A 24,977-nucleotide genomic window follows, 5' to 3' on the forward strand; every position below is an offset into this window, starting at 1 on the left:
ATTTAACTATTATGTTTTAATGCGGTCTATTTTTTATCATATTGTTATTTTATTAACGCTCGTAGCTATTGCTGGTTTGATTGTATTTTAGTACTTTCGCAAAAACCAGCAACGGCACATGAAACCCGACCCAAGTACAAGCAACGACATTTCTTTTGAAGATTTCAGAGCGCAGATCCTCCAAGATTATGAGATTGCCGTAATGAGCAGGGAATGTAGTCTGTTGGGGAGACGCGAAGTACTCTCGGGAAAGGCAAAGTTCGGGATTTTTGGTGACGGAAAGGAACTTCCTCAACTGGCAATGGCCAGGGCTTTTCAAGATGGGGATTTCAGGAGCGGCTATTATCGGGACCAGACTTTTATGATGGCCCTTGGTTTTTTGAATCCGAAGGAGTTTTTCCATGGGCTCTATGCCACCACCGACCTAGAAAAGGAACCTATGAGTGCCGGAAGACAAATGGGTGGCCATTTCATCACCCACAGCCTGAACGAGGACGGTACATGGAAAAACCTTACCAAACAAAAGAACAGCAGTGCCGATATCTCCTGTACCGCAGGACAAATGCCCCGTTTATTGGGATTGGCACAGGCTTCCAAAATATATAGGAACGTAGATGGACTGGACCAGACCAATTTTTCCAACAATGGGAATGAAGTGGCCTGGGGCACCATTGGCAATGCCAGCACGAGCGAGGGGCATTTCTTTGAAACCATAAATGCTGCAGGCGTAATGCAAGTACCCATGGTGATCTGTGTTTGGGACGACGAATACGGAATTTCGGTCCCGGCCGAATACCATACCACCAAAGGTGACATCTCCGAAGCGCTCAGTGGGCTGCAACGGGACGGGGAAAATGACGGTTATGAGATCCTGAAAGTAAAGGGATGGGACTACACCGCCCTTATCCATGCCTTCGAAAATGCATCGGACATAGCACGCGAGGGCCACGTTCCTGTACTTATCCATGTGACGGAACTTACCCAGCCGCAGGGACATTCCACTTCTGGCTCCCATGAACGTTACAAATCTGCCGAACGGTTGGAGTGGGAACGTGAAAACGATTGCAACAAAAGGTTCAGGGAATGGATCTTGGAAAATGGCATCACTACGGAAGAAGACCTCAAAAAACTCGACAGGGAAATAAAACATAAGGTCAGGGCCGCCAAAAAAGATGCCTGGGCAGAGTTCCTAAAACCCCATTTGGAAGCGAAGAAGCAGCTCGTCCAATTGCTGGACAAGGCCGCGAACAGCAGCTCCAACCGCAATTTTATCCTAAAGATAAAAAATGATCTGATTGCCGTCGAAGAACCCTTGAAAAAAGATTTGGCCGCCAAGTCACGCCAAGCGCTCAGGTTTCTGATCGGGGAAACTTCCACTGAGAAAAAAGAACTGCAAGCGTGGATCAACCGGTTTTTGGACGATAGCGAATATAAATTCAGCTCCCATCTGTACAGCGAACTGAACAACAGGGCCACCAATATCAAAGCAGTGCTCCCCTCCTATTCCAATGATGCAGAGGAAGTGGATGGCAGGGTCATCCTGAGGGACAACTTTGATGCACTCTTTAAAAAATATCCAGAAGCATTGATCTTTGGCGAGGATACCGGGAACATTGGTGATGTGAACCAAGGACTGGAAGGTCTCCAAAAAAAATATGGTGAGCTTCGGGTCGCTGACACAGGGATCCGTGAAACCACTATCATAGGACAAGGTATTGGAATGGCCCTTCGAGGCCTAAGGCCGATTGCCGAGATACAATACCTGGATTACATATTATATGCCATCCAGACCTTGAGCGATGATCTGGCCACCTTGACCTACCGAACTGTAGGCAAGCAAAAGGCCCCACTCATTGTCCGTACACGTGGACACCGATTGGAGGGTATCTGGCACTCAGGTTCCCCCATGGCCGGTCTCATCCATTTGTTGAGGGGAATGTACATCTTGACCCCAAGAAACATGACACAGGCGGCCGGTTTTTACAATACCTTGATGAAGAGTGACGAACCTGCTTTGGTCATAGAAAGTCTGAATGGGTACCGATTAAAGGAGAAAATACCTTCCAACCTTGGAGAGTTCCATACCCCTATTGGAAAGGTGGAAACACTAAAAGAAGGAACGGACATTACCTTGCTGTCTTATGGCTCCACCTTACGTATCGTGGAAAGAGTGGCACAGGAACTTTTGGAAGTCGGCATCGATGCCGAGGTCATCGATGCGCAGTCCCTTTTGCCGTTCGATTTGGAACACGATGTGGTGAAGAGCCTCCAAAAGACGAACAGACTGCTCATCATAGATGAGGATGTGCCAGGTGGGTGTTCGGCATATCTCCTTCAGGAAATTCTGGAAAAACAGGGTGGATACCAATATTTGGATAGTGCCCCTCAGACTTTGACAGCAAAGGCACACCGGCCGGCATACGCATCGGATGGGGACTATTTCTCAAAACCCAACGCAGAGGATATTTTTGAAAAGGTTTATGATATCATGCACGAAGCAGACCCTGAATCCTATCCCCAATTAAGATAGTTTTCCCTCATCCGTAAAACTCAGAACCGCATTTCGTCAATTAATGTTGTGTTATTCGGAACATAATATTTATTTTCACGACAACTAAATCCCCCGTGAATGAAAAACAATACGTTGGTACATTTGGGCTTGGCACTTTTAAGGATTGTTCCTTCGGCATTTATGCTGACACATGGCTACCCAAAACTCATGAACCTTATCAATGGAAATACTGAATTTGCCGATCCTTTTGGTATTGGACAGGCACCTACCCTATTCTTGGCCGTCATCGGTGAGTTCATTTGCCCCCTTTTGATGATTATCGGATTCAAGACGAGGTGGGCTGCCATTCCTACAGCCATCACTATGTTCGTGGCGGCATTCATGATACATGGTGCCGACCCTTTTGGAAGAAAGGAAATGGCTTTGCTCTACCTGACCGTTTTTGTGGTGGTCATGCTGTTGGGTCCCGGAAAATATAGTGTGGACAAAAGCTAGTTTCAAACAATTTCCGCCAAGAGCTCCTTCAACAGGTCAGATTGGTCCATATTGTTGGCACCAACACCTTTTCCCTTTAAATCCAAGATTCGAAGGCTTGAAATGATGCCACTCACCCTTTTCATGGGATAATTTTTGGCGGCGACGGAAAACTCGCTTACAAAGTAAGGGTTAATGCCCAGCACCTTTGCCACATTACCAGGGGAATGGTCGTTGAGGCCATGATATTGCAATAGTTGGGTAAAGAAGGTGTTCAAAAGAGTGACCGTGACCACAAATGGATTGTCCTTCGGGTTCTGCGAAAAATAATCGATGATTCGGGAAGCCTTCTTCACATCCCTTTCCCCGATTGCCTTTTTCAGCTCAAAATTGTTGAAATCCTTGCTGATGCCTATGTGCTTTTCAATCAAATCGGGCGTGATTTCCGTGGTAGGCGGCACCACTAGGGCCAATTTGTCCAGCTCATTGCTGATCTTGCTCAGGTCGGTCCCCAAAAACTCCACGAGCATTACGCAGGATTTGGGCGATATGTTAAAATTTTTTCCGGCCAGGGTCCTTCGTACCCAATCCGCCACTTGGTTCTCGTATAACTTGTTGCTCTCAAAAAGTACCCCGTTTTTCTGGATGGCTTTGTAGAGCTTCTTTCGCTTGTCCAGTTTCTTGTACTTGAAACAGATGACCAGAACCGTTGTGGGCTGCGGGTTTTCCACATAGGAAAGAAAGTTCTCAATGTTTCGGGAGAGGTGTTGGGCCTCCTTCACGATAATGACCTGGTGATTGGCCATCATAGGATATCTTTTTGCATTGGAAACCACTTCTTCCACACTGGTATCCTTTCCATAGAGCACCATTTGGTTGAACCCTTTTTCATCCTCCGTCAGCACATTTTCTGCAATGTACTGGGAAATCTTATCAATATAATAGGGCTCCTCCCCCATCAAAAAGTAGATGGGTTTGGGGGTTCCTTTGTTTATTTCCGCTACGATCTCTTTTACCGGGTCCATTCAGAAAAAATCATCAATTTTGTGGAATGCAAGCATTGAACTTTCCCAACTATACCTTCCGAGTCAAAAATAGCCAAAATAGACAGTACATCTTTGATGGCATCCGTAAAAAATTTGTGGTGCTGCAACCTGAGGAATGGGTAAGGCAACACGTGCTGCATTATCTGGTGTTCACGAAAAAGTTCCCAAAAAGCCTTATCAATGTCGAGAAACAATTGATGGTGAACGGGTTGAAAAGACGTTACGATGTAGTGGTCTTCAATCCTGATGGCTCCATTTTTCTTTTGGTGGAATGCAAGGCTCCGGAAGTGAAAGTGGAGCAGGCCGTTTTTGACCAGATTGCCCGCTACAATTACCAATTGAAATCAACGTATTTGATGGTGACCAACGGTCTGGAACATTACTGCTGCGAAATGGACCACGAGAATGAAAAATACAGGTTTTTAAAGGAAATTCCTGATTTTAGCCGTTAATTTGCCACCGTTTTGAAAGTCGCCGTAGTCATACTCAACTGGAACGGGGAAGCCTTGCTCAAAAGGTTCCTGCCCTCCGTCATGGAACACTCCAAAGGTGCCGATATCTATGTGGTGGACAATGCCAGCACCGATGGGTCCGTTCCTTTTTTGGAAGCAAATTATCCCACCATCGGCATTGTGCGCAATACGTCCAACGGAGGCTTCGCCAAAGGCTACAACGATGGACTGAAACACATTGAAGCTGACATCTACTGTCTCCTGAACTCCGATGTGGAGGTTACGCCGAATTGGTTGGGTCCCATCATGGAGGGTTTTGAAACCATCCCCGGGGTTTCCATCATCCAGCCCAAGATCTTGGACCTGAAGCAAAGGGACCATTTTGAATATGCCGGTGCTGCAGGCGGGTTCTTGGATGCGTTGGGCTATCCATTTTGCAGGGGAAGAATCTTTCAGTCCATCGAAAAGGACCAAGGGCAATACGATGATGTCAGGGAAATCTTCTGGGCCACGGGGGCCTGTATGTTCATCAAAAGCGAAACTTTTTGGGCATTGGGTGGTTTTGATGAGGACTATTTTGCGCATCAAGAGGAGATAGACCTTTGCTGGCGGGCCCAAAACGCCGGACACAAAGTATATTATGTGGGCCAGAGCCACATATTCCACTTGGGAGGTTCCACTCTATCCAACATGAACCCAAAGAAGACCTATCTCAATTTTAGGAACTCCCTGTACTCCATCACCAAGAACCTGCCCCGGAAAAAAGCATTGCCCATTGTCTTCCTACGCTTGATATTGGACGGTATAGCCGCCGCCAGGTTCGTTTTCCAACTGAAAATCAACCATTGTCTGGCCATTCTACATGCCCATATCAGTTTTTATGGTAACTTTAGGAAGATGTACAGAAAGCGGGAAAAAGCTAATTTTATATTAAAGTACCATGTGGTGACATCCATAGTTTGGTCCTATTTCGTACATCAAGTAAAGAATTTTAACATTTTAGTAAAAGATTAACGAAGCCGAAATATGGAAACCTTGCTTTTTATCTAATTTTGGCCAACATTGATTTACATTGACATATCTAACAATCCTTAAATTATATTCTGAACTATGAAAAAAGCTTTTCTAGGAACACTGGCACTGACAGTTCTATTGTCTTCATGCGTATCACAAAAAAAATATGCTGAACTGGAGGCCAAGCACAAAGAAACACAAGACCTATTGAATTCAGCCACAGTTAAACTTAACGACTGTCTGGAAGAAAAAGCAACCGCAAGTTCAAGGTTGAAGACCCTTGAAGACCAAAACGCTTTCTTGAAAGCCAACAACCAAGAGCTCATCAACAATATGGGCAACTTGACAACCCTTACCACCAAAGGTGCTGAAAACCTTGAAAAATCATTGGAGAGTCTTAAAGAAAAAGACCTTACCATCAGAAAATTGCAAGATGCCGTTACCCGTAGGGACTCTGTAAACCTTTCTTTGGTACAGAGCTTGAAAGGTGTGCTTGGAAATTTGGATGATGAGGACATCGAAATCAGCGTGGAAAAAGGCGTTGTATTTGTTTCCATTTCCGACAAACTGTTGTTCAGAAGCGGAAGCTACAATGTGACCAATGCCGCAAAAGAAGTGTTGGGCAAAGTGGCCAAAGTGGTGAACAACAAGCCTGATTTTGAATTCATGGTGGAAGGACACACGGACAACGTGCCGATCAAAACTTCTGAACTAGCCGATAACTGGGACTTGAGTGTGAAGAGGGCTACAGCTGTGGTCAGGATTCTTCAAAATGACTTCGGTGTGAATCCTGCTAGGATGACCGCTGCCGGACGTAGTTACTATGTCCCCCTTGTTGACAATGACACGTCTGCAAACAGGGCCAAGAACAGAAGGACCCGTATCGTTGTACTTCCAAAAATCGACCAGTTCTATAACATGATCGAGGAAGGAATGAAAGATCCATCTATCGGAGGCACTGGTAAATAATCCAATAAAATATAGATAAGAAAAAGCGGCCCAAAAGGCCGCTTTTTTATTGCTAGAATATTTCCAGACTCCCCTTTCCTTCCCTAACGACCACTGGTTCGCCTTCCGAAAGATCGATTACCGTAGAGGCCACATTGCCCCCATATCCACCATCAATGACAATATCGACCAAATTCTGCCATTTCTCAAAAATGAGTTCGGGATCAGTGGTGTATTCCAAAATATCGTCCTCATCGCGAATGGAGGTGGAAACAATGGGATTGCCCAGTCCGTTCACCAAGGCCTGTGCGATTGCATTATCGGGAACCCGGATACCCACGGTTTTCTTCTTTTTGAAATCCTTGGGAAGATTATTGTTTCCTGGAAGAATGAAGGTATAAGGTCCTGGAAGCGTTCTCTTCAAAATCTTAAAAGTAGTGGAGTCTATCTGCCGAACATAATCGGACAGGTTGCTCAAATCCGCACACACGAACGACCAGTTGGCCTTTTCCAACTTGATTCCCTTGATCCGCGCAATGCGTTGTAGAGCTTTGGAATTGGTAATGTCACATCCCAAACCATAAACAGTATCGGTAGGATAGATCACAAGTCCGCCCCTTCTGAGCACTTCCACTACTTTTTCCACCTGGCGTGGGTTTGGATTTTCTTCGTAAAGTCGTATAAGTTCTGCCATGTTCCATATGAAAGCCGTATGCCTCCCTCCCAACAAATTAACAAATATTATGGCTAACTGTCATGGTACGTTAAATATTCTTTAATACACCCAACCACAACTCCTTCGTTGCATCTATTGCTTGAAATGGTCCATTGGTCAATCCAAAAGGGCCATTCGTGAATTGCTTCGAAAAATTAAATTTAAAACTTTCAATTTTGTACCATAAAAACACATCAAAAGCCCAAAAGATGATTTTCAAGTATTCCCTTTTTACCATCTTCATACTAGGGTCCGTCATCATAGGTTGTGAAAACATGGCCCCCGATAAAACAAATACCGCCATAACAGGGGAAGATGTGCTAGCCACTTTGGACAGTCTTTCGTACAGATTGTCAGCAAATGGAAAAGCCCCTATTGCTTCAGAAGAAGTGATACAGATAAATGAAGATATGCGCAGGACCGTGGAAAGCATTCGAACTCCCCATCTATTGACCGAAATGGCTGAAATTTATGCTCATCAGAAGCATGCTTTTACTTTTACCCTCTCCGAAGACCAAAAAATAGGGGTGTTTTCTTGGCACACCAAAATGGATGCCACAGGAAATAGGATCAAAAATATTGCGCTCTATGACACCGGAAATGCCATTGAACCCACCTCACTGTATGACACGCCCATAACTTATAAAAAGATCCACCAAGTGAAATCACACAAAGGCGAAGATCTATATATCCTACATGGACATTTGAATTCTGGGGACAGCCATTATTTCCGTCTGAATGCCTATACCCTGAGAAATGGATACATGGAGGAGGCACCCATTTTCCCCAACAGTGAAAGCTCCCTGTCCATTGCCCAAATCTCCAATAGTCCTGAATTATCCGACTCTTTAGGGTTTAGGGTGGAAATGAACGGAATACGGATACTGTTGCCTGAAATACAGAATGTCCCCGTAATCGGACGCTCCCTTGCCTTTAATGGAAAAAATTATTCGCCTGAACCGAAGAGGAACTAATCTCCCAACACTTCCAACTTGGCGAAACGGAGCAATAGTTTCTTTACGCCACCTTGCTCAAACAAGATTTCAGCTTTTTTATCGCTTCCCACCCCTTCGATATTGAGGATCTTGCCCCTGCCAAACCGAGTGTGGTTCACCAAGGTGCCCTCTACCAGTCCTGGGTCTATGTCGTTGCCGCTTTTTGTTGGGGCGGAAAGTTCGGGCTTTAACTTTCGTAGCTTTCGCAACTGGTTTTCATTGGGTCGTTGCACTGAGGGCGGTGTCCCATTTTGGGGCTTCACCTGGCGTAGTTTGCTCTTGTCCACATCTCCGAAGATATCTACATTGATCATGGATTTGTACCGATACCCGTCATTGACCGGGGTGAGGTTTTCCACATATTTTTCATCAATCTCTTCCAAAAAACGGCTCGGTTCGGCATCAATGAGCTTGCCCCATCGGTAGCGGTTCTGGGTGTAGGTAAGGTAGGCCTGTTTTTCGGCACGGGTGAGGGCCACATAGAACAATCTTCGCTCCTCTTCCAGCTCGCTACGGGTGTTCATGCTCATGGCAGATGGAAACAGGTCTTCCTCCATTCCCACCACATACACATAAGGAAACTCCAAACCCTTAGCCAAATGGATGGTCATCAGGGCCACGCGGTCTTCATCACCGACTTCCTTGTCCATATCGGTGGCCAGGGCCACATCTTCCAAAAATTCGGTAAGACTTCCCGTGGCATCCACCAATTCTTTTTGCCCTTCCACAAAATCCTTGATCCCGTTCAAGAGTTCCTCAATGTTCTCCATTTTGGCAATGCCCTCGGGCGTACCATCTTTTTTGAACTCCAGCAACAGCCCTGTTTTTTTGGCCACATGCTCCGAAAGCGTGAAGGCATCCACTCCTTCGTTCATGACCTGGAAACTCTTGATCATGGTCACAAAATCATCCAATTTGCGCTTGGTCCCAGCATTGATGTTGAGATTCAGTTTGTCCAAATGCTCCATCACCTCAAAAACGGAACGTCCGTATTGGTTGGCCGCCACAACGAGCCTGTCAATAGTGGTCTGACCAATGCCCCTCGCAGGAAAATTGATGACCCGCTTCAACGCCTCCTCATCCTTTGGGTTGATGACCAACCGCAGGTAGGCCAACACATCCTTGATTTCCTTACGCTGGTAAAAAGAGAGCCCACCGTAGATCCGATAAGGAATGTCGCGTTTCCGCAAGGCATCTTCAATGGCCCTTGACTGTGAATTAGTGCGATACAGCACTGCAAAATCCCCATTTTGGAGCTGGTGTTGCATTTTGTTCTCAAAAATGGAACCCGCCACATACCTTCCCTCCTCCGCATCGGTCACACTTCGGTGTATGATGATCTGTCCGCCATCGTCATTGGAGGTCCATACATTTTTCTCCAACTGGTTCTTGTTGTTGGCGATGATGGAATTCGCAGCATTGACGATGTTTTTGGTAGATCGATAGTTCTGCTCCAACCGATATACGGCCACATCGTCATAATCGCGTTGAAAATTCAGGATATTGCTGATGTTGGCTCCCCGGAACGAATAGATACTCTGCGCATCGTCGCCCACCACACAAATGTTCTGGTACCGATCGGACAGGGCCTTTACAATGAGGTATTGCGAATGGTTGGTATCCTGGTACTCATCCACCAAAATATATCGGAACCTGTCCTGATACTTCATCAAAACATCCGGAAAGCGGGTCAGTAGTTCATTGGTACGCAGCAACAGGTCGTCAAAATCCATAGCACCGGCCTTAAAACAGCGATCCACATAGTTTTGATAGATTTCTCCCATACGCGGTCGCTTGGCCATGGCGTCGGCTTCCACCAATTCAGGGTTTTGCAGATAGGCCTTGACAGTGATCAGGCTGTTCTTGTAGGAGGATATGCGGTTCTGGACCTGCTTGTACTTATAAATATCCTTGTCCAACCCCATTTCCTTGATGATCGATGCTATCAACCGTTGGGAGTCCTGGGTATCGTAGATTGTAAAATTACTGGGAAAGCCCAGTTTGTCTCCATCAAAGCGTAGCAATTTGGCAAAAACGGAGTGGAATGTCCCCATCCAAAGGTTTTTGGCCTCGGAATTGCCCACAATGGTGGCAATCCGCTTTTTCATTTCGCGGGCAGCCTTGTTGGTAAAGGTCAGGGCCAGAATATTGAAGGAATCCACCCCTTGCTCCATCAAATGGGCTATCCGATAGGTCAACACACGTGTCTTTCCAGAGCCGGCGCCCGCAATCACCATCAACGGGCCATCCTTGTGAAGGACAGGGGCACGCTGTGCGTCATTCAATTCATCCAAAAAAGTACTCAATCGCCAGGTCTTTAAAAAGTAGGCGTGAAATTAACCAATAATGGCCTTTTGCTAAAATCATCCTTTCAATATTTATAAACACTGGGAGCGTTTGTTCTCCATTTTTAAATATATTTAGGCCTCAACCCTTATTGACCCTATATGAACCGTCATTACTTTCCACTAGTCTTTTTCATTCTTTATTGCCTTTCGGGCCTTTCACAAGAAAAAAAGGCGGGGCCCATCATAGAAAAATACGGAGAGGTCTGGACGATAGAAAACCCTGACTTTAAAACGGATACTTCCCAAGAGTTCAAAGTGGTCTTCGATGTGATGGACAGTCCAAGTTCGCATGAAGAAATCAATAAAAAATTGGAGACCGCTGCCCGCTTCCTCAACATGCATGCCCAAAGTGAAGTGCCCAAATCACAACTCAAAGTCGCTATAATTGTCCATAATCAAGCCTCGAAAGATATTACCCAAGACGAGGCATACCGTGCCAGGTTCGGTGTCCCCAATCCCAATTTAGGTCTTGTCAAGGCCCTGTTGGATGCTGATGTAGAGATCATCTATTGTGGGCAATCCTCATTTTCTCGGGATTTTCCAAAAGAAGATTTGATACCCGGCGTAAAGATTGCATTGTCCGCCATGACGGCGAGCATTCAACTACAGAATGAAGGATACCGACTTATCAAACTATAAAACAGTGATCTATGAAAATTTTCATTTCTTACACCTTCCTTTTGATCAGCTTTTCCATACAGGCCCAAAACCACGGTCTGGAAAAAGATATTGCAGCAGTGGAATCCAAAGTGATCGAATGGCGGCGGGACATACACCAACATCCAGAACTGAGCAACCGGGAGTTCAAGACTGCAGAAAAGATAGCCGAGCACTTAAGAGCTCTGGGTATTGAAGTGCAGACAGGAGTGGCCCATACAGGCGTTGTGGGCTTACTGAAAGGCAACCGTCCGGGAAAAGTGGTGGCCCTCAGGGCGGATATTGATGCGCTTCCTGTCACTGAAAGAAATGACCTTCCCTTCAAGTCCACGGTAACCTCCGAATATTTAGGTCAAGAGGTGGGCGTGATGCATGCCTGTGGCCACGATACCCACATTGCCATTATGATGGGGGTCGCCGAAGTACTTTCCAAAAACAAGGACAAGATCCGCGGTACGGTGAAATTCATTTTCCAACCTGCGGAAGAAGGCCCGCCACCTGGTGAGGAGGGTGGTGCCGAGCTCATGGTGAAGGAAGGTGTTTTGGAAAATCCAAAAGTGGATGCTATATACGGGCTCCATATCGGTTCTTACCTTCCTGTGGGGCAGATTGCCTACAAACCGGGCGGTGCCATGGCCGCAGCACAGCGTTTTGTGGTGAACATCAAAGGAAAACAGACACACGGCTCCGCTCCTTGGGGCGGTGTGGACCCTATTTTTGTGGCCGCCAAAATCGTGGACGGTTTCCAATCCATCATAAGCCGTGAAATGGAACTCACCAAGGAAGCAGCGGTCATCACTGTTGGAAAAATTAGTGGTGGCGTGCGGAACAACATCATCCCGGAAAGTGCAGAGCTGATCGGCACCATCCGTACGTTGGACTACGACATGCAAAAACAGATCAACGAGCGTATGAAGGAAATGGCCATCACCATTGCCAAGGCATACCGGGCCGAAGCCACTGTGGAAATTGACAAAGGTGTTCCCATCACCTACAACGATCTTGCCCTTACCGAAGCCTCGCTTCCCAGCCTGAAAGAAGTGGCCGGAGATGGCAATGTGCATCTGATCAAGGCCATTACGGGAGCTGAGGATTTTTCGTTCTACCAGGAAAAAATACCCGGATTTTTCTTCATTTTGGGAGGAAAGGACCCCGATGCCGGACCCAACGACCATTTCCCACACCACACCCCTGATTTTAAAATTGATGACAGTGGGTTATTGTTGGGTGTAAAGGCTATGACAGAAATTGCATTGGATTATCTGGACAGGACCAAATAGGGCAAAACGACCAGTATTTACAACAAAAACATTCCGCCCCCCTTTATTGAGATTTATTTGGATTTTGGACCGTGGGGCTTGATATTTGTATCCATTACCTGAAAACTTTGCATGGAAGCAATCTTGGATTTTTTGTCGTCGATCTCTTGGTGGGGATGGATTCTTATCTTTTTATTGATCGTCGCTATCCGCGACATCTTCTTTCAAAAAGCACATACCATAAGCCACAACTTTCCGATAGTGGGCCATTTGCGCTATTGGTTGGAAAGTATTGGCCCGGAAATGCGCCAATATTTTGTGGCCAACAATCGTGAGGAGTTGCCCTTCAACCGCATTGAACGCAGTTGGATATACGCCTCTGCCAAAAAGGAAAACAATTACGAAGGTTTTGGAACGGACAGGGACATCTATGCCCACCAGCACATTTTTGTCAAGAATGCCATGATCGGGTTTCAGGTCCCAGAAAAACACCCCAACATTGCCAATCCCTATTTCCTGCCTTGTGCCAAGGTGATGGGGGCCTACAACAAACGCAGAAAGCCCTATCGGCCCGCATCGGTGATCAATGTGTCCGCCATGAGTTTTGGTTCCCTATCCGCAGCGGCCGTGGAATCCCTCAACAAGGGAGTGGAAAAATGCGATGCCTATCACAATACAGGTGAAGGTGGACTTTCCCCATACCACAGAAAAGGTGGGGATGTGATCTTTCACTTTGGGACGGGTTATTTTGGGGTCAGAAACAAGGAAGGAAACTTTTCCATGGAAAAAATGAAGATCTTGGTGGATGAAAATCCCTGCATCAAAGCCGTGGAGATCAAATTGTCCCAAGGGGCCAAGCCCGGAAAGGGCGGTGTGCTTCCAGGAGCCAAAATCACCAAGGAACTTGCCGAGATCCGTGGGGTGGAAATCGGAAAGGACGTAATCTCCCCTCCTACGCATAAGGCATTCAGCAATATTCCTGAGCTTTTGGAACTTATTGAAGCCATTGCCGAAGAAACAGGACTTCCTGTGGGCATCAAGGGCGCTGTCGGGAAGGTGGAACAATGGGAAGAGTTGGCCGACCTGATGAAAAAAAAGGGCAAAGGACCGGATTTCATCACCATTGATGGTGGCGAAGGGGGAACCGGTGCTGCGCCTCCCAGCTTTGCGGACCACGTTTCCCTGCCATGGACCTATGGCTTCACTTCAATCTATAAAATCTTTTTGGACAGGGGCCTCACGGACCGCATCGTGTTCATCGGCAGTGGTAAATTGGGCTTTCCAGCCAAAGCGGCCATGGCCTTTGCCATGGGAGCGGACTGCATCAATGTGGCCCGGGAGGCCATGATGAGCATAGGCTGCATCCAAGCACAGGTTTGCCATACCAACAGGTGCCCTTCGGGCGTGGCCACCCAGAACAAATGGCTCCAGAACGGGATCAATGTGCCCTTGAAATCGGACAGGTTGGCCCAATACTTCAAAACCTTCAGAAAAGAACTATTGGAAATTACCCATGCGGCAGGTTACGAACATCCGTGTCAATTTCATATGGAAGATATTCAAGTGAACGTGGACGATGATTATCTTAGCAGCAATTTAAGAACGGTCTACAAATACCAGAAAGAGCAAGTAGGGTTCCACTCCATGCAGGAACTTTACGATTGCCAACACCTAGGTGGTAAACCAACATATGAAAAAACATTATAACTTAGCCCCCAAATATTTTACCTTTTATGAAGACTAAATCATCCATCATACTATTGCTTGTCCTTTCCACAGGAGTGTTCGCACAGAAAAAAAGTGAGCTCATTGCCGAGATCGACAACCTGAAATCCAAAATATCCGAAGTGGAACAGGAGCTGGCCAAGGCCAAGCGGGAAATTTCGTCCAGCAATGCCAAGGCAGAGACCCTGGAAACCGAAAACATTGGGCTCCGCGATGCGAACACCACTCTTTTGGGCAACTTGAGCAATTTCTCCGAGCTCTCCAAGCAAAACTCGGAAAATGTGAACAGGGCCATGGCCGCACTGGCCCGTAAGGAAAAACAACTCAGTGGTATCAACGACATGATTTCCGCCAATGATTCCACCGCCATTGTTTCGCTCACGAGAATCAAACAGACCTTGGGCGAAAATGCCAACGTCAATGTGGCCGAAGGTGGCATCGTTATTTCCAACAAATTGGACGATCTTTTTGGATCGGACACTTCCACAAAGCTTACGGAGGCTGGAAAGGCCTGGTTGGTGAATGTGGCCAAGGTCATCAAGTCCAATCCATCCTTCAGGACCCAAGTGGAAGGACTCAACATTACCGGGGAGTTCGGCACCACTTTCGACCAAGCTGCGGCCGTTGCCAAGGAGTTGGTCGGTGTTCTACAGATTCCTTCGGACCAAATCAACATTTCTGTAAAGGATGGCAACTTCAAGGAAGGGATCAACATAAGACTACAGCCCGATTACAAAGGTTTTTATGCCAAGGCCAAGGAAAGTGCCAAAGCGGCACAATAAGGCACTCTGAAATACTTTTTGGGATTTTGGTGCGTTCATGGTAGTGTAAAATCAATAAAAAACCAACTATCCTATGAGTGGAGATGACATCCTTCAGCTTTTTGCCTATTTATTGCCTGCCGTGGTGACCGGGGTGGTCGCATTCTATTTTTTCAGGTTGCACACCCGCAACGAAGAAGGCCGAAGACGCTTCCTGTTGCACAAGGATTCCCAAAAAGATACACTTCCGGTGCGACTACAGGCCTATGAGCGAATGGCCCTTTTTTTGGAGCGTATCACCTTGAACAGTCTTGTGGTAAGGGTAGCCCCAAAGAGCAAAAGCAAAAGTGATTACGAAAATTTGTTGGTCAAACAGATTGAGACCGAGTTCGAGCACAATCTTTCACAACAGATCTACATGTCCGATGAATGCTGGAACATTATCAAAACGGCTAAAAATGCCACTATCCAGATCATCCGCTCTGCCGGGATGAGCGAGACCGACTCTCCTGATAAGCTTCGGGAAGACATCCTCAACCAGACCATGGAGAAACAATCGCCCTCCAATACCGCTTTGTCCTATGTGAAAAAAGAGGTCGGCGATCTTTGGAACTGATGGGGCGTGCTAGATTCAAGTACCAAACTCAAAGCACCAAATTCCAATGGTTCAATACGCAGTTTGCAGAAACATATTGACCTAATAACTTATTCCTGCTTATCCGGGTCGATAGGACTGGTTTCATCGTTCTTGTTCTTGGCATACAGATAACCCCGTTTCCACCACAAGGTCATCCGTTCCTTATTGAATATGAGTGAGTTGGTCGTGAGAACGGTAGGTGTATAATAAAAATTGATGATGGCATTCTTTTGATTGGCCACCAACTTACCGATACGGATATTCTGGTTCTCGATCCTGTCCAACATAAAACTGAAAATGGTGGTAATCAGGTCGAACGGGTTTTTAGAGGACATGCGGTTCATGTAGTTTACCTCGGTGTGCAAGACCACCACATCCACTTCGGTCGCCCCGCGGCTCAACGCCTCTTCGATAGGCACCAGACTGCCCAGACCGCCATCAGCATATTCACAGCCATCTTTCTTGACCAAGCTCATAAAAGGAGTATAGTTGGAGGAAATCCAGATCCAATCACAGAATTCGTCATAGGTGCACTCGTTCACGGACTTGTATTCCACTTGGTTCAGTGAGAGATTGGACACCGTGACCACCACATCCGCATGACTTTCCTTGAGTTCGTTGAACTCTTCCACAGTAATGGACTGTCGAATGAGTTTTCGAAGGTTCTCGCTTTCCCCAAAGGTCTTTTTTCCTCGGATAAAATTTTTCACCACGTTCCAGTGGTTGATGGCAATGACCTCCACCCCATTCCTCTTCTTGATGACAAACGGACAGTTGTTGAAAATACTATCTTGATTCACAGAGGAATAGATTTCCTTGATCTTGTCCAATTTGTTCAGTGCCAAATGAGAGATCAAAAGACTGCCCGTGGAAGTGCCCACAAAAAGATCATATTTGTGCTGTGCCTCTTGGATCAGGAATTGGGCCACACCCCCTGCAAAAGCACCTTTGCTTCCCCCGCCTGAAATGACCAATGCCCTCATTCTCCCAAAGTTTTGTCCAAATATTGCTTTTCTTGTTGATTCAGCAAAGGATATATTGCCTTTACCTTGGCCAAACCGTCCTTGTTCTTTAAAAATTCCTTCAAAATGTCCCTAGCTGATTTTTTAAAATGCCACACATGGTGTCCGCAGGCCTCCACCAAATTTTTCAAGGTCTCATCGTTGTATCCTCCAATACTGCTCAAATACTGGAACACCAACAACCGTGTTTCAAAATGATGTTCAGGCCCCGAATATCCGTTCAATTCCTCAAAATAGGAAGGTTTCATTCCGGTATTGTATCCTGGCGTCACCAAGGCCAAGGTCAACCACAGTACCCGAAGGTTCTTATTTGGAAATCCCTCCAATTCTTCGGTCTCATCAAGATACTTTTCCCTGTTGTCCGGAAAATCTCCCCACAGCTTGTACAACGCACTTTCAATCGTGGTGTAACTCTGGTCCAGGAGAAGGCTTTCCGTTTCTTGTTGTAGTTCCGCAGGTATTTTTTCAAGGGAAACAATAACGGCCTGTCTCACTTTAAGGTCGCCCCTCTGGAGAATGGTCGATAGGAACTGGGGCGAAAAATGGCTCCCATATTCCAAGACTAAGTGTTGTTTCAGTTGGCTGGACTCCAAGGAGTCCCAGATATCCTTCAAATGATTTTCCGCAGTTTCGGCTTGTTCGCCTATTTTTTCCTTCAATTCAAAAAAGCGCTTGATGGAGGTATTTTTTTGCATCAAAAACGATTGGACTTCGGCATATCGGAAATTGGGGTCTTCCAGCCACTCCTGTTCAAAATTGGAAAGGTCCATGCCTGAAACACTTTCCATTTCCTGCATAAAATCGGGGATGGTCACATTTTGGTAGGCGTATTTTTGGAGATAGTTGCGGATGCCCTGCTTGAAATTGGAGTCCCCTACCCTTTCATGGAGCATGGCCAAGGCCCAGGCCCCTTTTTCATAAAACGTAAGGCTGCCCGCCCCTGGGTTTCTGAGTGCCTCCCCTTGGTCATCCTCGGAAAAACTTTTCAATGCTTCGGCCGTTCCCAACAAATGCCAATAGAAATGATCTTCTCCAAATAAATCTTTTTCGGCCAAATAGGCATAATACGTAGCAAACCCCTCGTGCAGCCAATGGTGCTCGCTACTGGTTTCGGTGACCAGATTTCCGAACCATTGGTGGGCCAGTTCATGCGCGTTGACATTCACGTAGTTTTTGTCCACAAAAGCCGTGGAATCGATCACGTATTGGTTGGAAAAAATGGTGCAGGTGGTGTTTTCCATACCCGCATATAAAAAATCCTGAACGGGCACCTGTTTGTAGTTCTGCCAGGGATAGGCTACGCCGATTTCCTTCTCCAAAAAATCAAAAATATGTTGGGTATGGCGATAGGTAGGCTCCACCTTTAAGTTATCCTTGGGTTCGTAATACAGTTCAATGGGTACTCCGGAAGAGGATTTGAGCTCTTGTTTATCAAAATTGCCTATGGCAAACCCGACCAAATAGCTGCTCATGGGTTTTTTCATGTCAAAAAACCAATGCTTAGTATTTTGAATGCTCTTAAAACTTCTATCCAACTTTCCATTTGAAATTACATTATATTGCTCTGGAGCAACAATGATAAGATCAAATTCTACTTTTTCGGTCATATCATCCAAACTCGGCAACCAATGGCTGGTATATTTGCCTTGGCCCTGGGTCCAAACTTGGTCATTGCCCGGAATGTCATCATCCCAGCCTAAAAAATATACCGTCTGTTTAGGTTGTGTTTCATATTGGATAAATAGTTTATTCTTTGTTGAAGGTTTTAATTTCTTATGGATTATCAACTTCTTTGTATTGTACAAATGGTCAACTTTTTTTCCGTTCAACTCTACTTTAAAGATTTTCATGTTTTGAGCATCGAGAAAAAAAGTATCAAGCTGTGAAGTAACATCAAATGTATATTCCACTGACCCTTTTATTTTCAAACTATCAACATCCACATAAAAAAATGGCTTGGCATGGATAAAATCCACCTTGTCCTGAACTTGGGCGCTCAGCAATTGCACAAATAGGAAAAAAATAAGAGTCGGGTTCAGCTTCATGCCATCATCGTATCAAAAGTCCTTCCAAATTACATATTTTAGTTCGATGAATCCCAATTTTCTACAAACTCCCATAGCCTATCTTAAAGGTGTCGGTCCCAACCGGGCCGATGTTCTAAAGGCCGAACTGGACATTGAGACCTATCGGGACCTGCTCCATCTCTTCCCTAATCGCTACTTGGACCGCACCAGCTATTACAAGATCAACCAATTGCAGCCCAGTGGTGCCGATATGCAGGTGGTCGGGAAGATCATCCACCTCAAAATGGTGGAACAAAAGCGCGGCAAGCGCCTGGTGGCGACCTTTGTGGATGAAACGGGACAAATGGAACTGGTTTGGTTCCGAGGTCATAAATGGATCAAGGAAAGTCTGAAGATCAACGAACCCTACGTGGTTTTCGGTCGGGTTTCGCAATACGGCAGCACATTTTCCATACCCCACCCCGAAATGGAGCTGTTGCACAAACACCAGCAAGGGCTGAAAATTGCCATGCAGCCCATCTACCCATCCACCGAAAAGCTGAGTGCTTCGGGCATTACCAACAGGGTGGTCTCCAAAATGGTGCAGCAACTTTTACTAGAGTCCAAAGGGTATTTTCCTGAATCATTGTCCAAAGACATGCTGGAAGAGCTTCGGCTGATTCCGAAGGCGGAGGCATTGTTCAACATCCATTTTCCCAAAAACCAAGAGCTGTTGGCACGCGCCCAATTCCGATTGAAGTTTGAGGAACTGTTTTTTGTGCAGATGCAATTGATTTCCAAAAAAATGCTCCGCAAACAAAAAATTAAGGGTTTGCCGTTTGAAAATGTGGGGGAAAATTTTACCACTTTTTTTGAAAAACACCTTCCCTTTGAACTCACGGAAGCCCAAAAACGGGTCATCAAGGAAATCCGGAACGATATGGGCAGCAATGCACAAATGAACCGCCTGTTGCAGGGCGATGTGGGATCCGGAAAGACCATCGTGGCCCTGATGTGCATGCTATTGGCCATCGATAATGGGTTCCAGGCCTGCTTGATGGCCCCCACGGAAATCCTGGCCACCCAGCATTACAACGGACTCAAGGAGCTTTTGGTCAACATGGACATTAAGATTGCCCTGTTGACAGGTTCCACAAAAAAATCAGAGCGGACCCTGCTGCACAACCAGTTGGAAAACGGGAACCTGAACATTTTGGTGGGCACCCATGCCGTTTTGGAAGATAAGGTCCAGTTCCGCAACCTAGGACTGGCCATTGTGGACGAGCAACACCGCTTCGGGGTGGCGCAGCGTTCGAAGCTGTGGCATAAAAATGATATACCTCCACATGTGTTGGTGATGACGGCAACCCCTATTCCCCGAACCTTGGCCATGAGTCTGTATGGGGATTTGGATGTTTCCGTAATCGATGAACTCCCTCCCGGTCGTAAACCCGTGACCACCGTGCATCGGTTTGACAATAATCGTCTAAAAGTGTTTGGCTTCCTCAAAGAGGAAATCAAAAAAGGGCGACAGGTGTATATCGTGTACCCTTTGATCCAAGAATCGGAAGCGATGGATTACAAGGACCTAATGGATGGCTACGAGAGCATCGCCAGGGATTTTCCGCAACCGGAATACCAGATTTCCATTGTACACGGACAAATGAAGCCTGCGGACAAGGACTATGAAATGGAACGTTTCGTAAAGGGTGAGACCCAAATCATGGTGGCCACTACCGTCATCGAGGTCGGGGTGAACGTACCCAACGCCTCGATGATGATCATTGAAAGTGCGGAACGCTTCGGACTCTCCCAATTGCACCAGCTACGTGGGCGGGTGGGACGTGGCGCGGAGCAGAGTTTCTGTATCCTGATGACGGGCCACAAACTGTCCGAAGACGCCAAAACACGCCTTCAGACCATGACCAGCACCAACGATGGCTTCGAAATTGCCGAGGTGGACCTCAAACTTCGTGGTCCCGGGGATTTGATGGGCACCCAGCAGAGTGGGTTGCTTACCCTGAAGATTGCGGATATCGTCAAGGACAATCAAATTTTACAGACCGCTCGGTATCATGCCCTGCAATTGCTGAAAAATGATCCCAAACTGGAAAAAGAGGAAAATGCACCCGTGCTCCGGGCCTTTACCCGAATGATGGCGCAAAAGACGATTTGGAACTATATCAGTTGAGCAAACCCGGTGCATCCCAAAAATAGGCCTTATTCTTTTCCAACAATTTTAGGAAAGTTGTTCAATATCTGCCAATCTGAACTTTCCCTGACGACCACGATCACAGAATTGAACAACAGCGCCTCACTTTCCAAAGCAACGTTCACCACAGCTAAATGGCTTCCGTATTCTTCAATGGAATGGACGGTGATTGTTCGGGGTACTCCCCCAAACGTTTTTTCCCCTACCAATCGTTTATATTCCTTCTTGGAGAACTGGTATAGGCCCGGCTTATCGAAAAAACCATCTTGCACATTTTGATAATCTTTGTGCAACACCCGATCCAGTAGTTGGATATCGTTCGTGTCCCCTGCCCCGATAAAGTCTTTTACGGCCTGTTCTATTTGAATAATCTGATTCATATCATTTGTTTTACTTGATTTGTGTAATGTATTTCTTGGCCCAAAATGAAATCCGCCGATGCGGTTCCGTTTATGGAAACCATTTTAACGTCTTCAATCCCGACAAAGCCCAATAGTTGTTGTAGGTATTGCTCAAAAGGTTCGGATATTTCTGGATCGGTCTTTTTTCCTCCCATGGAAGTGATCACATAGGCCTTTTTGTTTTTCAACAGGCCCTCATAGCCTTGGTCGCCATGATATCGAAACGTTTGATTTACCCTAATGATATGGTCAAAATAGGATTTCAGTGTGGAAGGAATCCCAAAATTGTACATCGGACAGGTCAGCAGCAACACATCACTTTCCCTTATCTCATCACAGAGCATATCCGATGTCTCCAACACTCCATCATCTTGGGTGCCACCAAAAAAGGCCTGTGTGACTTCTTGGGTCAAATGGGGTATCCGTTCCTTGTTGAGGTCCCTGTAATTGATTTTTGAACCAGGGTTCCTTTCTTTCCACATTTGAATAAAAATGTCCCCATACTTGCGGCTAAACGATCCTTCTTCCCGTAGGCTACTGTCAATTCTTAATAAAGTTTGCATCATGTTTTTTATTGAAGACAATCCCAATGAAAAAAACGTGACAGCTCACCGGACTTTTAGCAATTTTAATTTTTGGGGATCTACAATGGAGTACAGGCTGGCAATGCGATGGTTATCGCAAACCAAGATCTGGCAATTATAGACCTTGTCATTTTCATGGAAGACGACCGCAGGTTGATGATTGATTTCGGTGATAAAGTATTTTTTGTCCTGCAAGAACAGTCCATAGACATTTTGGAGCAGCTTTGCTGTACTCTTGGCCCCGACCAAGCTTCCTGTGATGACCTTAACCGTACTGCCTCCGTCGGCCATGAGTTCGATATCCTCTACCAACAATGATTCTAGCTTGTCCAGATCTGCATTTGCAATGGCATTGATGTAGGCTTTCAACACTTCTGGCTCCGTCCGCTTTTCAATATAATTGGTCGTCTTCAGTGATTTCTTTGCCCGAAGAAACAACTGCCTCGAGTGATCGGTCTGGATATCCAATACATCCGCAATCTCTTTGTGCTTATAGGCAAAACCCTCTTTTAAGATGAAAACGGCACGTTCCAATGCGTTCAGCTTCTCCATCAGCACCAAAAGGGAATACGAAGCTGTTTGTTCTTTTATGATATGGCTATCGGCCTGGTTCAGGTCCACAGGGTCGGGAAGCCATTCGCCATATTTGGACTTGTAGGATTTTCGTTTTTTCAGGTTTATGGCGTGGTTCACCACAGATTTGATAAGATAATTCCGTTCATCCTCAACATGTGACCTATCGGCTCCTATGTATTTTTCAATAACATCCTGAACCACATCCTTGGCATCCTCCATGGAGCCTGAAATATTATAGGCATAGGTTGTCAGGATTCTATGAATGTTTTCCATTGGGGTTTTATATAGGAAAACAAGATAGCAGTATAAAACGTGACAACATAATCGTTTTTTTTCAGGAAAAGGGCCTTTTTATGTGAAAAAAGGGAGGGTCAATTCTTCAGCTGTGATAATTTGCATCTGGACAGAGGCATTTGTTAACATTCCGAAAATTTCATTGAAACAGCCGTTGAACATCGTAATTTTAATGGGCTTTAAAAAATAGATTTGCATTCATATCTTAACTTTGAAAGCTTACAAAATTTGATTGATACAATGAGCAAGACGCTATTTGACAAAGTGTGGGACTCCCATGTGGTAAAACATATTGAAAATGGCCCGGATGTGCTGTTCATAGACAGGCATTTGGTACACGAAGTCACCAGTCCCGTGGCTTTTTTGGGATTGAAGAACAGGGGCATCAAGGTGCTGTATCCTGAGCGGACCTTCGCGACCGCCGATCACAACACCCCAACACGGAACCAACATTTGCCTGTGCAAGATCCATTGTCGGCCAACCAATTAAAGGCCTTGGAGGAAAATGCCGCAGCGCACAACATCCCTTATTGGGGACTTGGGCATGAGAAAAATGGCATTGTCCACGTCATTGGTCCGGAAAATGGAATCACAGCTCCCGGCGCGACCATCGTGTGCGGGGACTCACATACATCAACACACGGCGCTTTTGGCGCCATTGCCTTTGGGATTGGGACCAGCGAGGTGGAAATGGTGCTCTCCACGCAGTGCATCATGCAGCCAAAGCCCAAGAAAATGCGCATCAACATCAACGGAAGCCTGAGCAAGGCCGTAACACCCAAGGATGTCGCGTTGTTCATCATCTCCAAATTGACCACTTCCGGTGCCACCGGTTATTTTGTGGAATATGCCGGAGATGTGTTCAAGAACATGTCCATGGAAGGCCGTATGACCGTTTGCAACCTCAGTATCGAGATGGGTGCCCGCGGCGGTATGATCGCTCCCGATGAGAAGACCTTCGAGTACATCAAAGGTCGTGAATACACGCCCAAAGGAGCTGATTGGGACAACGCCATGATATACTGGAAAACCCTGTATTCCGACAGTGATGCTGTTTTTGACAAGGAACTTACTTTTGAGGCTTCCGAAATAGAACCCATGATCACGTATGGCACCAACCCGGGAATGGGTATGGGCATCAAAAATGATATTCCATTGGCCGAGGCCGTGGAAGGCGGTGTGGCCACCTACAAAAAATCATTGGAGTATATGGCGTTCCACGAAGGGGATGCCATGATCGGCAAACCCATCGACTTTGTGTTCCTGGGAAGCTGCACCAATGGTAGGATCGAGGATTTCAGGGCATTTGCTTCCATCATCAAGGGAAGAAAGAAAGCGGAAAATGTGACCGCTTGGCTGGTACCCGGTTCGCACAGGGTGGAAGAAGCCATCAAGGAAGAGGGCATCTTGGACATCCTTCACGAGGCTGGATTTGAACTTAGGGAACCCGGTTGTTCCGCTTGTTTGGCCATGAACGATGATAAAATTCCCGCAGGCAAATACGCGGTCAGTACGTCCAACCGAAACTTTGAAGGAAGACAAGGTCCAGGCGCCAGAACCCTATTGGCAAGTCCATTGGTGGCTGCTGCAGCGGCCGTGACCGGAAAGGTGACCGACCCAAGGGAACTCATGGAAGAAGCTTACGCATAACAATTTACAATGAACAATGACCAGTGAACAATTAGCAATAAAAATCCATTGTTGATTGAATATTGATAACTGATAATTGATTAAAAAATGGCATACGATAAATTCAACATATTGACAAGTTCAGCGGTACCATTGCCCATAGAAAATGTGGATACCGACCAAATCATCCCTGCCCGATTCCTAAAGGCCACTGAGCGAAAAGGATTTGGCGATAACCTGTTCAGGGACTGGAGGTATAACGCTGACGGAAGTCCAAAAGAGCATTTTGTACTTAACAACCCCATCTTCTCCGGAAAAATCTTGGTAGGTGGCAAAAACTTTGGTTCTGGTTCATCCAGGGAACACGCGGCATGGGCCGTTTACGATTATGGGTTCCGATGCGTGGTTTCCAGTTTTTTTGCAGATATTTTTAGGGGAAACTGTCTGAATGTTGGTGTGTTGCCCGTTCAGGTGAGCCCCGGTTTTCTGGACAAGATCTTTACCGCCATCGAGGCCGATCCCAAAACAGAACTGAAAATAGACCTGTCCGAGCAGACCATTACCATTTTGGCCACCGGCGAAAGCGAAAGTTTCGAGATCAATGGGTACAAAAAACAGAACATGCTCAATGGTTTTGATGACATTGATTATTTGTTGAACATCAAAAAGGACATAGAGGTCTTTGCCGAGAACACTCCCCTTTAAATTGG

At 46.1% G+C, this 24,977-nt stretch carries 22 protein-coding genes; 14 read left to right on the forward strand and 8 right to left on the reverse strand.

Features of this window, described 5'->3' with window-relative positions; genetic code table 11:
* Window positions 1-118 precede the first annotated feature (118 nt).
* Together FOT42_RS02295 and FOT42_RS02300 are read left to right on the forward strand one after the other, a co-directional pair.
* The gene (locus FOT42_RS02295) at window positions 119-2,530 is read left to right on the forward strand and encodes an alpha-ketoacid dehydrogenase subunit alpha/beta (protein ID WP_151888950.1); all 2,412 of its coding nucleotides are present in this window, start codon (window positions 119-121) and stop codon (window positions 2,528-2,530) included.
* Window positions 2,531-2,629: 99 nt separating this feature from the next.
* Window positions 2,630-3,007: a DoxX family protein gene (locus FOT42_RS02300; RefSeq protein WP_151888951.1), complete on the forward strand. Its 378-nt coding sequence runs from the start codon at window positions 2,630-2,632 to the stop codon at window positions 3,005-3,007.
* A gap of 2 nt (window positions 3,008-3,009) precedes the next feature.
* Here FOT42_RS02300 and holA read toward each other — a convergent pair whose 3' ends face one another.
* A complete protein-coding gene (gene holA, locus FOT42_RS02305) occupies window positions 3,010-4,011 on the reverse strand; it encodes a DNA polymerase III subunit delta (RefSeq protein WP_151888952.1) in 1,002 nt (333 codons plus the stop codon).
* A 26-nt stretch (window positions 4,012-4,037) separates the two neighbouring features.
* Between holA and FOT42_RS02310 the strand changes: the two genes are divergently transcribed.
* The 3 genes from FOT42_RS02310 (at window position 4,038) to FOT42_RS02320 (ending at window position 6,467) form a co-directional block, all read left to right on the forward strand.
* Window positions 4,038-4,484 carry a type I restriction enzyme HsdR N-terminal domain-containing protein gene (locus tag FOT42_RS02310; RefSeq protein WP_151888953.1) on the forward strand — a complete coding sequence of 149 codons (447 nt, stop codon included), beginning with the start codon at window positions 4,038-4,040 and terminating at the stop codon, window positions 4,482-4,484.
* 12 nt (window positions 4,485-4,496) lie between these two features.
* Window positions 4,497-5,498: a glycosyltransferase family 2 protein gene (locus FOT42_RS02315; protein WP_151888954.1), complete on the forward strand. Its 1,002-nt coding sequence runs from the start codon at window positions 4,497-4,499 to the stop codon at window positions 5,496-5,498.
* A gap of 96 nt (window positions 5,499-5,594) precedes the next feature.
* Window positions 5,595-6,467 (forward strand): OmpA family protein, encoded by an 873-nt coding sequence (locus FOT42_RS02320; protein WP_151888955.1) that lies wholly within the window; start codon window positions 5,595-5,597, stop codon window positions 6,465-6,467.
* Window positions 6,468-6,519: 52 nt separating this feature from the next.
* Here FOT42_RS02320 and FOT42_RS02325 read toward each other — a convergent pair whose 3' ends face one another.
* Window positions 6,520-7,140 carry an L-threonylcarbamoyladenylate synthase gene (locus FOT42_RS02325; protein ID WP_151888956.1) on the reverse strand — a complete coding sequence of 207 codons (621 nt, stop codon included), beginning with the start codon at window positions 7,138-7,140 and terminating at the stop codon, window positions 6,520-6,522.
* Between the two features lie 230 nt (window positions 7,141-7,370).
* Between FOT42_RS02325 and FOT42_RS02330 the strand changes: the two genes are divergently transcribed.
* Window positions 7,371-8,135 (forward strand): hypothetical protein, encoded by a 765-nt coding sequence (locus tag FOT42_RS02330; protein WP_151888957.1) that lies wholly within the window; start codon window positions 7,371-7,373, stop codon window positions 8,133-8,135.
* Here the strand turns inward: FOT42_RS02330 and FOT42_RS02335 are convergent.
* A complete protein-coding gene (locus FOT42_RS02335) occupies window positions 8,132-10,462 on the reverse strand; it encodes an ATP-dependent helicase (protein ID WP_151888958.1) in 2,331 nt (776 codons plus the stop codon). The two genes, FOT42_RS02330 and FOT42_RS02335, sit on opposite strands and share 4 nt — an antisense overlap.
* 141 nt (window positions 10,463-10,603) lie before the next feature.
* Here FOT42_RS02335 and FOT42_RS02340 point away from each other — a divergent pair, with 141 nt between their 5' ends.
* The 5 genes from FOT42_RS02340 (at window position 10,604) to FOT42_RS02360 (ending at window position 15,522) form a co-directional block, all read left to right on the forward strand.
* Window positions 10,604-11,143: a DsrE family protein gene (locus tag FOT42_RS02340; protein WP_151888959.1), complete on the forward strand. Its 540-nt coding sequence runs from the start codon at window positions 10,604-10,606 to the stop codon at window positions 11,141-11,143.
* A gap of 11 nt (window positions 11,144-11,154) precedes the next feature.
* Window positions 11,155-12,441 carry an amidohydrolase gene (locus tag FOT42_RS02345; RefSeq protein ID WP_151888960.1) on the forward strand — a complete coding sequence of 429 codons (1,287 nt, stop codon included), beginning with the start codon at window positions 11,155-11,157 and terminating at the stop codon, window positions 12,439-12,441.
* A gap of 111 nt (window positions 12,442-12,552) precedes the next feature.
* Window positions 12,553-14,127: an FMN-binding glutamate synthase family protein gene (locus tag FOT42_RS02350; RefSeq protein ID WP_151888961.1), complete on the forward strand. Its 1,575-nt coding sequence runs from the start codon at window positions 12,553-12,555 to the stop codon at window positions 14,125-14,127.
* 26 nt (window positions 14,128-14,153) lie between these two features.
* Entirely contained in the window at window positions 14,154-14,927 is a 774-nt protein-coding gene (locus tag FOT42_RS02355; RefSeq protein ID WP_151888962.1) for a coiled-coil domain-containing protein, read from the forward strand.
* A gap of 73 nt (window positions 14,928-15,000) precedes the next feature.
* Window positions 15,001-15,522, forward strand: coding sequence for a DUF7935 family protein (locus tag FOT42_RS02360; RefSeq protein WP_151888963.1), 522 nt, complete (start codon window positions 15,001-15,003; stop codon window positions 15,520-15,522).
* Window positions 15,523-15,611: 89 nt separating this feature from the next.
* On the opposite strand, the gene FOT42_RS02365 is transcribed toward FOT42_RS02360, so the two are convergent.
* Entirely contained in the window at window positions 15,612-16,526 is a 915-nt protein-coding gene (locus FOT42_RS02365) for a patatin-like phospholipase family protein (RefSeq protein WP_151888964.1), read from the reverse strand.
* Window positions 16,523-18,610, reverse strand: a complete 2,088-nt coding sequence (locus FOT42_RS02370) for a M1 family metallopeptidase (RefSeq protein ID WP_151888965.1) — start codon at window positions 18,608-18,610, stop codon at window positions 16,523-16,525. Before FOT42_RS02370 ends, FOT42_RS02365 begins: the two co-directional genes overlap by 4 nt.
* Before the next feature lie 46 nt (window positions 18,611-18,656).
* Between FOT42_RS02370 and recG the strand changes: the two genes are divergently transcribed.
* Complete coding sequence (gene recG, locus FOT42_RS02375; RefSeq protein WP_151888966.1) at window positions 18,657-20,762, forward strand: ATP-dependent DNA helicase RecG; 2,106 nt, start codon at window positions 18,657-18,659, stop codon at window positions 20,760-20,762.
* A 29-nt stretch (window positions 20,763-20,791) separates the two neighbouring features.
* On the opposite strand, the gene FOT42_RS02380 is transcribed toward recG, so the two are convergent.
* The 3 genes from FOT42_RS02380 to FOT42_RS02390 are packed head-to-tail and all read right to left on the reverse strand — an operon-like array spanning window position 20,792 to window position 22,617.
* Window positions 20,792-21,163 carry a nuclear transport factor 2 family protein gene (locus FOT42_RS02380; RefSeq protein WP_151888967.1) on the reverse strand — a complete coding sequence of 124 codons (372 nt, stop codon included), beginning with the start codon at window positions 21,161-21,163 and terminating at the stop codon, window positions 20,792-20,794.
* Complete coding sequence (locus tag FOT42_RS02385; protein WP_226789773.1) at window positions 21,160-21,747, reverse strand: FMN-dependent NADH-azoreductase; 588 nt, start codon at window positions 21,745-21,747, stop codon at window positions 21,160-21,162. The genes FOT42_RS02380 and FOT42_RS02385 overlap by 4 nt, the downstream gene beginning before the upstream one ends.
* A gap of 45 nt (window positions 21,748-21,792) precedes the next feature.
* Window positions 21,793-22,617 (reverse strand): sigma factor-like helix-turn-helix DNA-binding protein, encoded by an 825-nt coding sequence (locus FOT42_RS02390; protein WP_151888969.1) that lies wholly within the window; start codon window positions 22,615-22,617, stop codon window positions 21,793-21,795.
* A gap of 261 nt (window positions 22,618-22,878) precedes the next feature.
* Here FOT42_RS02390 and leuC point away from each other — a divergent pair, with 261 nt between their 5' ends.
* Entirely contained in the window at window positions 22,879-24,288 is a 1,410-nt protein-coding gene (gene leuC / locus FOT42_RS02395; protein WP_151888970.1) for a 3-isopropylmalate dehydratase large subunit, read from the forward strand.
* A gap of 87 nt (window positions 24,289-24,375) precedes the next feature.
* Complete coding sequence (gene leuD / locus FOT42_RS02400; RefSeq protein ID WP_151888971.1) at window positions 24,376-24,972, forward strand: 3-isopropylmalate dehydratase small subunit; 597 nt, start codon at window positions 24,376-24,378, stop codon at window positions 24,970-24,972.
* Window positions 24,973-24,977 lie beyond the last annotated feature (5 nt).

The organism is Flagellimonas hadalis, from assembly GCF_007785775.2.
In the GTDB taxonomy this organism is placed as follows: domain Bacteria; phylum Bacteroidota; class Bacteroidia; order Flavobacteriales; family Flavobacteriaceae; genus Flagellimonas; species Flagellimonas hadalis.

Excerpts from the sequence above, each read along its gene's own strand:
- FOT42_RS02295 (WP_151888950.1), top strand. The coding sequence starts at position 119 with ATGAAACCCGACCCAAGTACAAGCAACGACATTTCTTTTGAAGATTTC.
- FOT42_RS02300 (WP_151888951.1), top strand. The coding sequence starts at position 2,630 with ATGAAAAACAATACGTTGGTACATTTGGGCTTGGCACTTTTAAGGATT.
- holA (WP_151888952.1), bottom strand. The coding sequence starts at position 4,011 with ATGGACCCGGTAAAAGAGATCGTAGCGGAAATAAACAAAGGAACCCCC.
- FOT42_RS02310 (WP_151888953.1), top strand. The coding sequence starts at position 4,038 with ATGCAAGCATTGAACTTTCCCAACTATACCTTCCGAGTCAAAAATAGC.
- FOT42_RS02320 (WP_151888955.1), top strand. The coding sequence starts at position 5,595 with ATGAAAAAAGCTTTTCTAGGAACACTGGCACTGACAGTTCTATTGTCT.
- FOT42_RS02325 (WP_151888956.1), bottom strand. The coding sequence starts at position 7,140 with ATGGCAGAACTTATACGACTTTACGAAGAAAATCCAAACCCACGCCAG.
- FOT42_RS02330 (WP_151888957.1), top strand. The coding sequence starts at position 7,371 with ATGATTTTCAAGTATTCCCTTTTTACCATCTTCATACTAGGGTCCGTC.
- FOT42_RS02340 (WP_151888959.1), top strand. The coding sequence starts at position 10,604 with ATGAACCGTCATTACTTTCCACTAGTCTTTTTCATTCTTTATTGCCTT.
- FOT42_RS02345 (WP_151888960.1), top strand. The coding sequence starts at position 11,155 with ATGAAAATTTTCATTTCTTACACCTTCCTTTTGATCAGCTTTTCCATA.
- FOT42_RS02350 (WP_151888961.1), top strand. The coding sequence starts at position 12,553 with ATGGAAGCAATCTTGGATTTTTTGTCGTCGATCTCTTGGTGGGGATGG.
- FOT42_RS02355 (WP_151888962.1), top strand. The coding sequence starts at position 14,154 with ATGAAGACTAAATCATCCATCATACTATTGCTTGTCCTTTCCACAGGA.
- FOT42_RS02360 (WP_151888963.1), top strand. The coding sequence starts at position 15,001 with ATGAGTGGAGATGACATCCTTCAGCTTTTTGCCTATTTATTGCCTGCC.
- FOT42_RS02365 (WP_151888964.1), bottom strand. The coding sequence starts at position 16,526 with ATGAGGGCATTGGTCATTTCAGGCGGGGGAAGCAAAGGTGCTTTTGCA.
- FOT42_RS02370 (WP_151888965.1), bottom strand. The coding sequence starts at position 18,610 with ATGAAGCTGAACCCGACTCTTATTTTTTTCCTATTTGTGCAATTGCTG.
- recG (WP_151888966.1), top strand. The coding sequence starts at position 18,657 with ATGAATCCCAATTTTCTACAAACTCCCATAGCCTATCTTAAAGGTGTC.
- FOT42_RS02380 (WP_151888967.1), bottom strand. The coding sequence starts at position 21,163 with ATGAATCAGATTATTCAAATAGAACAGGCCGTAAAAGACTTTATCGGG.
- FOT42_RS02385 (WP_226789773.1), bottom strand. The coding sequence starts at position 21,747 with ATGCAAACTTTATTAAGAATTGACAGTAGCCTACGGGAAGAAGGATCG.
- FOT42_RS02390 (WP_151888969.1), bottom strand. The coding sequence starts at position 22,617 with ATGGAAAACATTCATAGAATCCTGACAACCTATGCCTATAATATTTCA.
- leuC (WP_151888970.1), top strand. The coding sequence starts at position 22,879 with ATGAGCAAGACGCTATTTGACAAAGTGTGGGACTCCCATGTGGTAAAA.
- leuD (WP_151888971.1), top strand. The coding sequence starts at position 24,376 with ATGGCATACGATAAATTCAACATATTGACAAGTTCAGCGGTACCATTG.